12 protein-coding genes are annotated in these 13279 nt (G+C 56.5%); 10 read left to right on the top strand and 2 right to left on the bottom strand.

Annotated elements, in window-relative coordinates; translation table 11 throughout:
- Positions 1-61 precede the first annotated feature (61 nt).
- Positions 62-1933 (bottom strand): glutamine--fructose-6-phosphate transaminase (isomerizing), encoded by a 1872-nt coding sequence (gene glmS, locus F0M17_RS11365; RefSeq protein ID WP_038992166.1) that lies wholly within the window; start codon positions 1931-1933, stop codon positions 62-64.
- A 167-nt stretch (positions 1934-2100) separates the two neighbouring features.
- Here glmS and coaA point away from each other — a divergent pair, with 167 nt between their 5' ends.
- The 7 genes from coaA to tsaD all read left to right on the top strand — a co-directional run bounded on the left by coaA (position 2101) and on the right by tsaD (position 7711).
- Entirely contained in the window at positions 2101-3060 is a 960-nt protein-coding gene (coaA, locus tag F0M17_RS11360; RefSeq protein ID WP_038992165.1) for a type I pantothenate kinase, read from the top strand.
- 110 nt (positions 3061-3170) lie between these two features.
- On the top strand, positions 3171-3569 hold the full coding sequence (gene mscL / locus F0M17_RS11355; RefSeq protein ID WP_038992164.1) for a large conductance mechanosensitive channel protein MscL: 399 nt from the start codon (positions 3171-3173) through the stop codon (positions 3567-3569).
- Positions 3570-3715: 146 nt separating this feature from the next.
- The gene (alr, locus tag F0M17_RS11350) at positions 3716-4915 is read left to right on the top strand and encodes an alanine racemase (protein ID WP_038992322.1); all 1200 of its coding nucleotides are present in this window, start codon (positions 3716-3718) and stop codon (positions 4913-4915) included.
- On the top strand, positions 4908-5486 hold the full coding sequence (tsaE, locus tag F0M17_RS11345; protein WP_073705907.1) for a tRNA (adenosine(37)-N6)-threonylcarbamoyltransferase complex ATPase subunit type 1 TsaE: 579 nt from the start codon (positions 4908-4910) through the stop codon (positions 5484-5486). Before alr ends, tsaE begins: the two co-directional genes overlap by 8 nt.
- Entirely contained in the window at positions 5479-6156 is a 678-nt protein-coding gene (gene tsaB, locus F0M17_RS11340) for a tRNA (adenosine(37)-N6)-threonylcarbamoyltransferase complex dimerization subunit type 1 TsaB (protein WP_038992161.1), read from the top strand. Before tsaE ends, tsaB begins: the two co-directional genes overlap by 8 nt.
- Positions 6153-6644, top strand: a complete 492-nt coding sequence (gene rimI / locus F0M17_RS11335; RefSeq protein WP_246857053.1) for a ribosomal protein S18-alanine N-acetyltransferase — start codon at positions 6153-6155, stop codon at positions 6642-6644. Before tsaB ends, rimI begins: the two co-directional genes overlap by 4 nt.
- Positions 6641-7711 carry a tRNA (adenosine(37)-N6)-threonylcarbamoyltransferase complex transferase subunit TsaD gene (tsaD, locus tag F0M17_RS11330; RefSeq protein ID WP_149597133.1) on the top strand — a complete coding sequence of 357 codons (1071 nt, stop codon included), beginning with the start codon at positions 6641-6643 and terminating at the stop codon, positions 7709-7711. The genes rimI and tsaD overlap by 4 nt, the downstream gene beginning before the upstream one ends.
- A 152-nt stretch (positions 7712-7863) precedes the next feature.
- Here tsaD and F0M17_RS11325 read toward each other — a convergent pair whose 3' ends face one another.
- The gene (locus F0M17_RS11325) at positions 7864-9033 is read right to left on the bottom strand and encodes a metallophosphoesterase family protein (protein ID WP_073705910.1); all 1170 of its coding nucleotides are present in this window, start codon (positions 9031-9033) and stop codon (positions 7864-7866) included.
- Positions 9034-9260: 227 nt separating this feature from the next.
- Here F0M17_RS11325 and F0M17_RS11320 point away from each other — a divergent pair, with 227 nt between their 5' ends.
- The 3 genes from F0M17_RS11320 to F0M17_RS11310 all read left to right on the top strand — a co-directional run bounded on the left by F0M17_RS11320 (position 9261) and on the right by F0M17_RS11310 (position 13239).
- Positions 9261-10532 carry a CynX/NimT family MFS transporter gene (locus F0M17_RS11320; protein ID WP_073705911.1) on the top strand — a complete coding sequence of 424 codons (1272 nt, stop codon included), beginning with the start codon at positions 9261-9263 and terminating at the stop codon, positions 10530-10532.
- Positions 10529-11203 carry a FadR/GntR family transcriptional regulator gene (locus F0M17_RS11315; protein ID WP_149597132.1) on the top strand — a complete coding sequence of 225 codons (675 nt, stop codon included), beginning with the start codon at positions 10529-10531 and terminating at the stop codon, positions 11201-11203. Before F0M17_RS11320 ends, F0M17_RS11315 begins: the two co-directional genes overlap by 4 nt.
- A gap of 275 nt (positions 11204-11478) precedes the next feature.
- The gene (locus F0M17_RS11310; protein ID WP_233125256.1) at positions 11479-13239 is read left to right on the top strand and encodes a DUF262 domain-containing protein; all 1761 of its coding nucleotides are present in this window, start codon (positions 11479-11481) and stop codon (positions 13237-13239) included.
- Positions 13240-13279: the final 40 nt, after the last annotated feature.

The following is a 13279-nucleotide window of genomic DNA, read 5'->3' as shown; positions in this document are numbered from 1 at the left end:
AGGCAAAAAAATTGCGGGCACTCCCGAAAGGGAATGCCCGCAATGATTCATGCTGGGTGGATTACTCCACGGTCACAGACTTGGCCAGGTTACGCGGCTGGTCAACATCGAAACCCTTCGCGGATGCCAGCTCGCAAGCGAAGATCTGCAGTGGCACGGTGGCCAGCAGCGGCATCAGCAGGGTTGGGGTTTCTGGTACGTAGAAGACCCACTCGGAGAAGTCCTTGACGGCGGAATCGCCGTCTTCGGCAATAACCAAGGTCTTGGCGCCACGGGCGCGGACTTCCTGGATATTGGAGACAACCTTGGAGTGCAGCGAGTCGCGGCCACGAGGGGAAGGCACTACCACGAACACCGGCTGGCCGTCGTCGATCAGCGCGATAGGACCGTGCTTCAGCTCGCCGGCGGCGAAGCCTTCGGCGTGGATGTAGGCGATTTCCTTGAGCTTCAAGGCGCCTTCCATTGCCACCGGGTAGCCGACGTGGCGGCCCAGGAACAGCACGGAGTTGGCTTCCGACATGTTGCGTGCCAGATCCTTGATCTCGTCCGCACGGTCCAGGATGTCCTGGATCTTGGAAGGGATCTTGCCCAGGTCGGCAAGGATGTCCTTGATCTGGCCCTGGAACAGGTTGCCGCGCAACTGCGCCAGGTACAGGCCCAGCAGGTAGGTCGCGGTGATCTGCGCCAGGAATGCCTTGGTGGAAGCCACAGCGATTTCTGGACCCGCGTGGGTGTACAGCACTGCATCCGACTCGCGTGGGATGGTCGATCCGTTGGTGTTGCAGATCGACATGGTCTTGGCGCCCTGCTCCTTGGCGTAACGCACGGCCATCAGGGTGTCCATGGTTTCGCCGGACTGGGAGATCGAAACGATCAGGGTCTTGTCGTCAACGATTGGCTCGCGGTAGCGGAACTCGTGGGAGAGCTCGACCTCGACCGGGATACGGCACCAGGACTCGATCGCGTACTTGGCAACGGAGCCGGCGTAGGCCGAAGTGCCGCAAGCAAGAACCACGATCTTGGAGATGGCAGCCAGCTCTTCCGGAGCGATTCGCAGTTCGTCCAGGGTCAGACGGCCATCGGCGTCCGAGCGGCCCAGCAGGGTATCGGCAACAGCTGCCGGCTGGTCGAAGATTTCCTTCTCCATGAAGGATGGGAAGCCGCCCTTTTCAGCGCTGGCTGCGTCCCAGTCAACGGTGAATTCCTTGCCTTCGGCAGGGTTGCCTTCGAAATCGGTGATGGAGTGGGTATCCGGGGTGATGGTAACGATCTGGTCCTGGCCCAGCTCGACGGCGCGACGGGTGAAGTCGATGAAGCCGGAGACGTCCGAACCCAGGAAGTTCTCGCCTTCGCCCAGGCCCAGAACGAGAGGGGAATTGCGGCGGGCCGCGACGACAACGCCTGGGTGGTCCTGGTGAACGGCCAAGAGGGTGAAAGCACCTTCCAGCTGCTGAACAGCAAGCTGCATGGCGCGGGTCAAATCGCCCTCCGCCTCGGTGCTGTAGAGCTTGCCCAGCAGAGCAGCGGCAACCTCGGTATCGGTATCCGAGAGGAATTCAACGCCCTCGGCTGCCAAACCGGCCTTGATGCCGGCGAAGTTTTCAATAATTCCGTTGTGGATCATGGCAAGCTTGCCACCATCGGCCAGGTGAGGGTGAGCGTTCTGATCGCTCGGTCCACCGTGGGTTGCCCAACGGGTATGCCCAATGCCGGTCATCGACTGAGGCAAAGGGGACTCGGCAATTTCATTTTCAAGGTTGACCAGCTTGCCGGCCTTCTTCCGAGAATGAATGGCGCCATCGGCAACTACCGCGACTCCAGCCGAGTCGTAGCCTCGGTATTCCAAACGACGCAAACCTTCAATTAGAACGTCGAGGGCGCCGTGCTCGGCGATCTGGCTCGAGGTTCCTGCATATCCAACAATTCCGCACATGGGAAAAATCCTACCGGTTCAATCCCCATCGATGGGAATAATCGTGGCACAGCACTCAAAATTACCTATGTCTTAGCTCACCAGGCCGCCGTATTTCACCAAAACTAATTGCCTTGTTGATTTTGTTAATTGGGATGTGGAGCATATTCTTGGCAGAATTTACCCTCGTGGAACCACACGGAACACTAGAATCATCCATCTCGCCGTTTGTTGAACTTGAACGAGAGACATGGGCGCGACTGTCCAACAAGATGGAACAGCCGCTGAACTACTCCGACATCGAACGTCTTCGCGGCCTCGGCGATCAGCTGGACCTCCAGGAGGTCCGCGACGTCTACCTGCCACTGAGCCGCCTGCTGTCGCTGTACGTGGAGGGAGCCGGTGCAACGCATCAGGCGACTACTACCTTCCTGGGTGAGCAGACCAATCGGACGCCTTTTGTCATTGGCGTCGCCGGATCCGTTGCCGTGGGAAAATCCACGACCGCTCGTGTATTGCAGGAAATGCTGCGCCGCTGGCCGCATACTCCTGATGTCCAGCTCATCACCACTGACGGTTTTCTGTACCCCAATGCGGAGCTTGAGCGCCGCGGCATCATGCACCGCAAGGGTTTCCCTGAATCCTATGACCGTCGTGCATTGCTGCGCTTCGTCTCGGCAGTGAAGTCTGGTGCCCCAGAAGTCAGTGCCCCGGTGTATTCGCACCTGACCTACGACATCATCCCGGGGGAGCGCAATGTAATCCGCTCGCCGCAGGTGCTCATTGTCGAGGGATTGAACGTGCTGCAGCCGGCGCGAACTCGTTCCGATGGAACCGTGGGACTCGCGCTGAGCGATTTCTTCGACTTCTCCGTATATGTCGATGCACGTACGGCGGATATCGAAGAGTGGTACATCAAAAGATTCATGCGCCTGCGCTCGGGAGCCTTCTCCGACCCGGCGAGCTACTTCCATCGCTATTCCCAGCTCACCGATGTGGAAGCGCGGGAAACCGCGCACGGCATTTGGAAGCGCATCAATGAACCGAATCTCAAGGAGAACGTCTTGCCCACGCGAGGTCGGGCGCAATTGGTACTGCGCAAATCAGCCGATCATTCGGTGCGGCGAATGCTGTTGCGGAAAATCTAGGCTTCTTCAGCTGATTTTTAAGCAAACGAATTCTGTGAATTTGCCGAACTATTGGAAATCGCTCCACAAAATCGTAGTGGTGCTGTGATTTTCCTGTGTATGCTCTAACCATGCTAAAAGGTTTCCGCGATTTTATTATGAAGGGCAACGTTGTCGATTTGGCCGTTGCCGTTGTTATCGGCGCTGCCTTCGGCGCCGTAGTTACCGCCTTGGTCGACAATGTGCTGATGCCGTTGATTGCCGCCCTGGTTGGTTCACCAAGCTTCGACGACTTCCTGTTGCTAACTATTAACGGGGTAGAGATCAAGTTCGGCGTCTTCCTGACCGCGCTGGTCAACTTCCTGCTGATTGCCGCAGCCGTTTACTTCGCGTTGGTTCTGCCAATGACCAAGCTGAACGAGCGCATCGCAGCGCGCCGTGCTGCAGGTGCAGAAGAGCCTGAGGAAGAAGTAGATCCACAGCTGGAGCTGCTTGCCCAGATCCGCGATGAGCTGAAGACTCTTCGCTAACCCCCGATAATACATCCGTCTTCAAGGAGCGGGTTCGAACAGCAAAGTTGTTCGTACCCGCTCCTTCCGGCTTTAACCAGCATCATGTGCCGAACTGCGCATGGGTGAACAAGGCAAGTGGTTCAGAAAAGTGCGAAGATGAATGGGTGAACTCTGAAGCGCTTGAAGAAAGCAACCTGACAAACAGCACCAGCAGTGCACAGGCGATCGGCTTTGAACGCCGCGCAGTCATTGACCTGTCGGCCATCCGCAACAACGTCAAGCAGATTTCTGATGTTGTGGCCCCAGCTGCAGTCATGGCCGTCGTCAAAGCTGACGCGTACGGGCACGGTGCCATCCCGGTAGCCAAGGCTGCCTTGGAAGGCGGAGCCCGGTGGATAGGTTGCGCCCATGTCACTGAAGCACTCGCCCTGCGCGACGCGGGAGTCGATGCGCCCATGATGGCTTGGCTGCATACCGAAGACACCCCGTTCGAGGCCGCCATTGACGCCGGTCTTGACCTCGGTGTTTCAGGCTGGGAACTTGAATACGTTGCCGCCGCGGCTCGTGCTGTGCAGACTCCGGCACGGATCCATATCAAGGTAGATACCGGGCTTGGCCGCAATGGCTCCACCATGGATGCCCTGCCGGATCTGCTGAACCGCGCCAGCGATTTCCAGGAAGAAGGGTTATTGCGTGTAGTTGGCATCTTCTCCCACCTGGCGGTGGCAGATGAACCTGAACGCCCGGAAACCGATGAGCAGCTGGAAGTCTTCGACAGGGCCATAGAACTGGTGGAAGCTGCTGGCTTCGATTTGGAAGTGCGTCATATCGCCAACACTCCTGGCATCCTTTCTCGACCGGATTCACATCACGAAATGGTGCGCCTGGGTCTGGGCCTGTATGGACTTAGCCCGTTTGACGGTGAATCGCCAGAGAGCTTCGGGCTGCGCCCAGCCATGACAGTGAAGACCCGGGTTGCGAATGTCAAGAAGGTTCACCCGGGGCAGGGTGTTTCCTATGGCCTGAATTACAAGACCGAAGGGGAAACCTACCTCGGCCTGATCCCCATGGGTTATGCCGATGGACTGCCAAGGATCGCAACCGGTGCCCCAGTGACTGTCAATGGGCGCACCTATCCAGTACGTGGTCGCATTGCCATGGACCAGTGCGTCATCGATTTGGGATCAGATATCAACCCAGAAGAATTCCTGGGAGCTGAAGCAATTATCTTCGGTGACGGCGGGCAGTCGGTCAACACCTGGGCTTACGCAGCGAACACCATCAACTACGAAGTGGTAACCCGCATCTCGCCACGTGTACCTCGCTACTACATTGAAGGCAGCTGGGGTGAGGCCGGTGAATAACCCGGTATCGGAGTTCTCCTGCCAGCTCGATGACCTCACCGTCACCGAAGCAATGGGCGAAGCCTTGGGTGCTCAGCTCAAAGCCGGCGACCTCGTCATCCTTACCGGTGCCCTTGGCGCTGGCAAGACCACGCTGACCCAGTCGCTGGGCGTGGGACTGAACGTCCGTGAAGGAATCATCTCCCCGACGTTCGTACTGGCTCGCCAGCACCCATCACTTGGGGATGGACCCGGTCTGATCCACGTAGATGCCTACCGTCTCAAGGACCATGATGACGTGGACACCCTGGATCTTGAATCCACGCTGGCAGATTCAGTTACCGTCGTGGAATGGGGCTTGGGGAAGGTCGAACACCTTACCGATTCACGCTTGGAAATCCAGCTGGATCGCGAAGCCCTGGCCGCACCAGTCGGCAATCCATGGGAAGAAGCTGAAGAGGAACTGGATGAGCCGCGGTTGTTCAGCCTGAAAGCTATCGGCCCGCGCTGGGACGAAGATGCCTTTGCCCAGCTGAAAGATTCATTGCTGTCTGCGGTTTCTGTACAGCGCACGGAAGAAAAACATGTCTAATTACTTAGCAATCGACACCTCTGCCAACGCATCGGTGGCACTAGTTGACGAAACCACCGGTTTACTTGTCGACAAGCGTGTTTCCTCCAAGGGAAACGACCAGACCGAAACCTTGTCGGCATACGTCAAGGAGCTATTGGACACCCACGGCCAGAAGGGCCAAGACCTTGCGGGAATCATCGTCGGCGTTGGCCCGGGTCCTTTCACCGGCCTGCGCGTTGGCTTGGTGGCCGCGCGTACCTTCGGATTCGTATGGCAAGTACCTGTGCACGGAGTGATGTCGTTGCATGCGCTCGCCGAACAGGTGCTGGAGTCCAGCGATGTTCCTGCTGAATTCGTTGTCGCCTCGGACGCACGACGCAAAGAAGTCTACTGGGCACGCTACGACAATTCCGGAACCATGGTTGGAGGGCCGCACGTTTCAGCAGCGTCAGCTCTTCCAGCGATGCCAGTTTTCGGTGTCGGGGCCGGCATCTACGCCGAGCAGCTTGAGGAAGCCGGTGCCAAGCCAATGCCTGAGTCCTTCGAATGGATTGCCGACGCCGGCTTCCTGGCCCGTCGGGCATTGAGCGACCTCGCTGGAGGCAAGGACCTCTCAGATACTTCGCCTCAGTATCTGCGCGAATCCGATGCCCAGATTCCTGCCTTCATGAAGCAGGCCAAGGCGTGAGCGAGCAGCACGAGGTTCTCCTGCGCCGCATGCAGCCGGATGATCTGAAAGCCGTCCATGATCTGGAGCAGCAGCTTTTTCCCGAGGATGCATGGCCGCTTGCCGGTTTCGAATCGGAGCTGGCGCAGCGCGATACCCGCACCTACTGGGTCTATGAGGACGCTGGTCGAGTTGTCGGCTATGCAGGGCTTTGCGTGGTTTTGCCGATAGCCGATGTCCAGACCATTGCCCTTCACCCTGATTACCAAGGCCGGGGCTTGGGACGCAAGCTGTTGTCATTGCTTGTCCAGACGGCGGGCGAGAAAAACGCGCTGGATGTGATGCTCGAAGTTCGCTTTGACAACCCCACCGCCATTGGCCTGTATGAATCCTTTGGATTCACCACCATCCATCGCCGCAAGAGGTACTACAAGGGCGGGGTCGATGCACTAATTATGAGACTCCCGCTGGATGCACAGCAGGGACAAGAGGAAGAACGCAACGCATGAGCTTCAACGAACCCGTAGTACTAGGCATTGAGTCCTCTTGCGACGAAACCGGCGTAGGCATCGTGCGCGGCAACAAGCTTCTGGCCAACGCTGTCTCCAGCTCCATGGATGAGCACGTGCGCTTTGGCGGTGTCATTCCCGAGATCGCGGCCCGTGCACACTTGGAAGCATTCGTGCCAACCTTGCAGTCCGCGTTGGACACAGCCGAGCTGACTCTTGACGATATTGATGCCATCGCCGTAACCAGTGGTCCGGGCCTGGCCGGTGCCCTAATGGTAGGCGTTTCAGCGGCCAAAGCCTTGGCCCTGGCAACAGGCAAACCGCTCTACGGCATCAATCACCTGGTTGCCCACGTTGGCGTAGGTGTTCTCGAAGGAACCGTATTGCCACCGACATTCGGCGCTTTGCTGGTCTCGGGCGGGCATACCGAAATCTTGAAAGTCACCTCGCTGACCAACGATGTGCAGCTGCTGGGCTCCACGATTGATGATGCGGCCGGCGAAGCCTATGACAAGACTGCTCGTCTGCTGGGCCTGGGGTATCCTGGCGGGCCAGCCATCGACAAAGCGGCCAAAGACGGAGATCGCAAGGCATTCCGCTTCCCGCGCGGCTTGTCCTTGCCGAAGTTCGTCGGCAGCGCCGCGAATCCTGGCAAGCACCGCAACAACTTCTCATTCTCGGGACTCAAGACTGCTGTAGCCCGCTGCGTAGAGCACTTCGAGGCCAATGGCGAAGAAGTCCCAGTCGCCGACATTGCTGCGTCCTTCCAGGAAGCAGTCGTGGATGTCATCACCTCGAAGGCCGTGCGTGCCATGCAAGAACAAGGCCTGAAGACCTTGCTTTTGGGCGGGGGAGTGGCAGCTAATACCCGCTTGCGCGAACTGCTGGCAGCGCGTTGCACCTCGGCGGGAATCGAACTCGTGGTTCCGCCGTTCAGCCTCTGCACGGATAATGGCGGCATGGTCGCGGCGCTCGGCGCACAGTTGGTCGCTGATGGTGTGGCTCCGTCGGGCCTGGATTTCGCTACTGACTCGTCGCAGCCGGTAACGCAGATCACCTTGCGGTAAGCGCAGATCTGCATTTCTTAGAACCGGATACTCGTACTGGTCCTCTAGTCCCTGGGAGGCTTAGGCAAATACCGGAACGCCATTATGCCTGTGCTTTTCGGTTCAGATGGCCTGCTGCACGCTGGTTATTCAGCGTCCAGCAGGCCTCACTGCTATGGAAGAGGAAGCGGCTCGTCGATCGGCTGGGCCTTGGTGCCCATATCGATGCCCAGATCCTTGGCAAAGATGGTGCGGGTTCCGGTATAGACCCCGTCCCTACTCTCGTCGAGTTCGAAGACGCGGGCGCCACGAAGCTCGTGGTTCTCGGTACCGCCTAATCCGTAGGTGCCGAATCCGGTACCTGGCGCGTAGCCCAGCTCGATGCCGTAGTAGTCGCCCTTGAAGGTGTTGATGTGGTCGTGGCCGCAGTACACGCCACGCACATCTCCGCGTTCCTGCAGGGCAGTGAACATGCCCGAGTTGAACGCTGCGGTGTAGATGCCCTCGTTCTTGACTCCCTCGATGGAGTGCTTCTTGACGGCCTTCTCATGGTCGGCATCATTCGAAGTGAACTGGGCTCCGTACCACATGTGGTGGTGCTCCCACAGCGGGATGTGGAAGAACATCAATGACTGGACCTTGCCGTAGCGTAATTCGGTGGCCTTGGACGCGTCGCGGTACCACGCGATCTGCTCCGGACGGATCCAGTCGTAGGACATGAGCCCTTCGAAATCCTGGCCTCCAATGGCATCTGGCGCGTAGCGATTCGAGTCGAGCAGCCAAATGCCGAAGGCGGGCTTGGCGTTCTTGGACGAAGCGATCAAAAGCTGGGAGTTCGACTCGCCCTGGATCTTGTCATTCTTCGCGTTGACATTGAACTCGTACCCGCGAATGAAATCGAGGATCTTGGCATCGGACATATTCGTGCCGTTGGGCATCGAATCCTCGTCATGGTTGCCAAAAGTCAAAGCCCAGGGGATGCCCCGCGATTCCATTGGCTGCACCACGTTGTTGATAGCTTGCTTGACCTCAGTGACGGTTTTCGGCGAACCGTTGATGACGTCGCCGTTGATGAGTGCGAAGCCCGGCTTCTCGGTATCGAGCACCTTGTTCATCAGTTCAAGCGTGCGTCGGTCGGTGCGTGGCCCATCCTGGGTGTCATTGAACTGGACGATCTTGAATTTGCCGTCGGCAGCGAACTTGAGCTTCGGGGCAGATGCCGTGGACTTCTTGGCTGGAGCAGCAGCTGCTGCGGTGCCGCTGGCGGCGAACAGACCGGTAATCGCGGCAGCGGTGCTGCCAATCAATACTCCACGACGGGGGACAGGAGACGAAGTGCTCAAAGAACTGCCTTTCACATGAAATTAGTAGCCAGCTGCAAAGTGGACCGGCTGATAACTCCTAGAGCGTATGGATGTCTAGTGACCGGTTGGTGAACATTGGTAGTCCGCAGGCATTGTTGTGCATAAATAAAATGGGCGAACTTGCGTCTTTCGCGCTTGTGCCGGTCAGAACGTGGAACGAGTCACATGATTCGCTAAGCTAAACATCAAACGTCTAATGTTTAAACGTGATCGACAACTCCTCTGAATCAGTTCTTCCGCCAGGGGCCAACCTTCCGCGCAAATCCCCATGGCTGGCTGGTGCACTCGCTGTAGCAGCCGTTATTCTCGTGGGCCTGAACCTGCGCATGGGCATTGCCTCGGCATCGCCGCTATTCCATGACCTGCAGGAGATGATGGGGTACGGGACATTCGTCGCTTCGTTGCTGCCCACCATCCCGGTTTTGTGCTTTGCCGTAGCTGGCGCGGCAACGAGCCTGGTGATCCGCTGGACCGGCCTGGAACTGGGCATAGCGCTGTCCTTGCTGCTGCTCACCGCAGGCCTCGCCCTGCGTGTTGTCGATTCAACCTGGGCTTTGCTGGCCGGCACCGTTGTGGGCATGTGCGGCTTGGCCATCTGCAATGTGGCGATGCCATCGTTCATCCGTGAACACCACAGGAATCGTGCTGCGTCGATGACTGCTGCCTACACGACAACCATGTCCATTGGCGCGACGCTGGCCTCGGCGGTCAGCGTTCCACTGGCGGTCCAGGCAGGTTCTCCGACAACCGCCTTGGCCTTGTGGGCTATTCCCGCATGCATGGCTTTGCTGGTCATGGTGCCGCTTTCCATTTCAGGGAAGGGGCCTGCCGTTGAAAAAGGCGCGCATGTTTCCCCATGGCCGTTGCTGGCTACGCGCAAGGGCTTGCTGTTCACCACCGTTTTCGCCCTCCAGTCGCTGCTGGTCTACACCGTGGTCAGCTGGCTGCCGCACATTCTCATTTCGCGCGGGTTGGAGCCAGTTGATGCCGGATTGATGCTGGGCATCGTGCAGGGCGTCAGCATTCCGGCAGTCATGATCATGCTCTGGATGGCGTCGAAGCCGACCTTGCTGCGCAGTGCCTTCCTGCTGACGACCAGTTGCTCTGTCCTTGGCTTTATCGCGTTGCTGCTGTTGCCAGTGGAGCTGTCCTTGATCAGCTCGATCCTCATCGGCCTGGGTTTCGGGGTGTTCCCGCTGGTGATGCTCATGATCAGCCGCAGCGGCGGCAGCGCAGCGGAAACCACTGCACTGTCCACCGTGGCCCAATCTGTCGGCTACCTGCTTGCGGCCATCGGCCCTTTCGCACTGGGACTCATGCAAGGTGCTTTGGGGTCGTGGACGGCTGGCCTGGTGATCATCCTTGGCTTCTCCGTGATGCAGCTGTTGTTCTGCTTCAAGCTCGGCGGCTTGCGTACCGAAACCGATGACCACCAGCTGATTGAAGTCGACAGCGATGCCGAAGTGGAGCGATCATGAGCAAGACCCCGTTGCGTCCGCCATTGTCCGAAGAGGTCGGAGCGAAGTTGCAAGCCGCCGTAGCCCAAGGCCGCTGGAAGGTCGGGGAACGGATACCAGCAGAGCCCGCGCTGATGGCTGAAATGGGTGTCTCCCGGGGAACCTTGCGCGAAGCTATCAAGGCGTTGGCCAGTACTGGCATCTTCGAGGTTCGCCGCGGTGATGGGACCTATGTGCGGGCGACCAGCGAGATCAGCGGCACCGCTCAACGCGTGTTCCGAGACCACTCAGACCAGGACGTGCTCCAAGTGCGCTTCGCCCTCGATACCCAGTCGGCCCGGCTCGCAGCGAAAGCTGGTGATGCGAAAGTCATCGAAAAGCTGCGAACGCTGCTGAGCCAGCGAAGCGAGGCGTGGGAATCCCGGGACTTTCCGGCCTGGGCGCAAGCCGATTGGAAGTTCCATTTGGAAGTGGCGCGGGCATCCGGAGTTCCGCTGATGAGCGAGATCTATGAGAGCTTCGGGGATGTCTTCCACGGAACCAAAATGGTCCAGCGGCTTTCCGACGGATTCGATGGCTGCCTGCACGAGGGCCACGAATCATTGGTGGACGCAATCCAGGCAGGCGACTCTGAAGCCGCCGCCAGAACCGTCATCAAGAACCTCGACTACTGCATGAGCTGGATGCCATAATTTTTACAATTTAAACCTGAAGTCACACAGTTTGATTTGAGGATAAATGCAAAGCAAATCAGTGTTCCCGGAAATTTACTGTGTCGTCCCTCAGCTCAACTACGATCCCATAGTGCGACTAATTCTTGTTTTGAACTGATCGACTCTTAGCGTGAAACGCTTCGACAATGAGGTATTTGTCTTTATCTGCAACACTGTAGATTTGGTAATGAACACTCTAATGATACGAAAAATTGGGAACCGTTTTGGCAAAGTACACTGTAAATCAATTGCCCGTGAGCACCTTGCTGTCACAGGTGCAGAGCGAACAAATCGCAATACCAGAGCTTCAACGACCATTTGTTTGGGACAGCGTCAAAGTTCGCGATCTCATGGACTCGCTCTACCGTGGGTATCCGGTTGGATATCTCATCACCTGGCAATCTGTTGGCGCGCATTTGAAGGGCGGGGGCATCGCAGCCCATCAACAAATCTTGATTGACGGGCAGCAACGCGTAACGGCAATTCAAGCGGCTATTGCGGGCATGACAGTCATGACCAAGAAGTACAGTCGGAAGCGTATAACAATTGCTTTCAATCCCATGACAGAAGAATTTGCCACTCTAACTCCAGTGATTCGAAGAGACCCGCAGTGGATTTCTGATATTAGTGAGATTTTTAAGAGTGCAGCCGCTTTTAAGTTTGTCGGCACCTATCTCCAGCACAATCCTGGTGTGGATCAAGATGTAGCCGCCGAGAATATTGCCCATCTTGCTGAGATTAGGAATGCTCAAATCGGAGTCATTGCATTGAGCGATGATCTCGACGTTGAAACCGTCTCTGAAATTTTCATTCGAATCAATTCAAAAGGCGTCCCATTGTCCAGCGCGGACTTTGCAATGAGCAAGATAGCCACGTATGGCGATCGAGGCCGCAACCTTCGAAAGTTGATTGATTATTTTTGTCACTTGTCTGTTGCTCCTCACGCATACGAAGATATAGCGGAAAATGATACAGAGTTTGCTCAATCAGGGTTTTTATCAAGGATCAGTTGGTTGAAAGAAGACGCGGAAGATCTATATGACCCAAGCTATAACGACATCGTTCGAGTGGCTGGTCTAGTTGGGTTCAATCGCGGAAAGGCTTCGTCCATCGTAAGCGAACTATCTGGTCGAGATCCGGAAACTCGTAAAATCGATGAATCCCGTATCCCGGTAGCCTACGACAAACTCGAGTCTGCATTGATCGAAATCACGTCGAAATATCAGTTTGAGAATTTTGTAATGCTCATCAAATCGGCAGGGTTCATATCGTCGAAGCTCATAAATTCTAAGAACGCATTGAACTTCGCATATGGTTTGTACCTTAAATTGCGTCAAGACAAGCAGATGAGCGAAGGCGAGCGAAAGAGGATAACGCGTCGATGGTTCGTGATGTCTGCGCTGACCGGTCGTCATTCTGGAAGCTTCGAATCAACCTGGGAACAGGACATGCGCAGAATCACCCAACACGGCGCTGCTGAATACCTAGAGCAGATCGAGAAGTCCGAACTTAGCGAAGGCTTCTGGGCCGTGAACCTGCCCCAGAATCTGGAGACAACAAGTACTAATAGTCCGTATTTCCAGACGTTTATTGCTTCTCAAGTTGCGAGCGGAGCCAGAGGTTTTCTTTCCAAGCACATTTCCGTGGCAACGATGCAGGAGCACTCAGGGGATATCCATCATATCGTTCCAAAAAACTACTTGATAACTTCCGGTCTTACGGACCGATCAGATTATAACCAAGTCGCAAACTATGCGTTGACCGAAACCGCAGTTAATATAGCGATTAATGATGCATCGCCTGCCCAATACTTGGCGCGAATACATCAACAAATTGAAACCAAGATTCTGGACCTAGGGGAAATCAAAGATAGGGCTGACCTATTGCAAAACTTCCAAGAAAATGCCTTGCCGGAAGGTCTTGAGCAAGTCGATGCGACTAACTACTTTGAGTTCCTAGCGAAACGCCGAGTACTAATGGCTGCCGCAATTAAGGACTATTATGAGGCGCTTTAGAGCTGAATTTATCTAATTAGCCATAATAAAGCTTGGGTAT

This window comes from Glutamicibacter sp. ZJUTW, assembly GCF_008370855.1.
In the GTDB taxonomy this organism is placed as follows: Bacteria; Actinomycetota; Actinomycetes; order Actinomycetales; family Micrococcaceae; genus Glutamicibacter; species Glutamicibacter nicotianae.
This window is presented reverse-complemented; position numbering and strand designations above follow the sequence as displayed.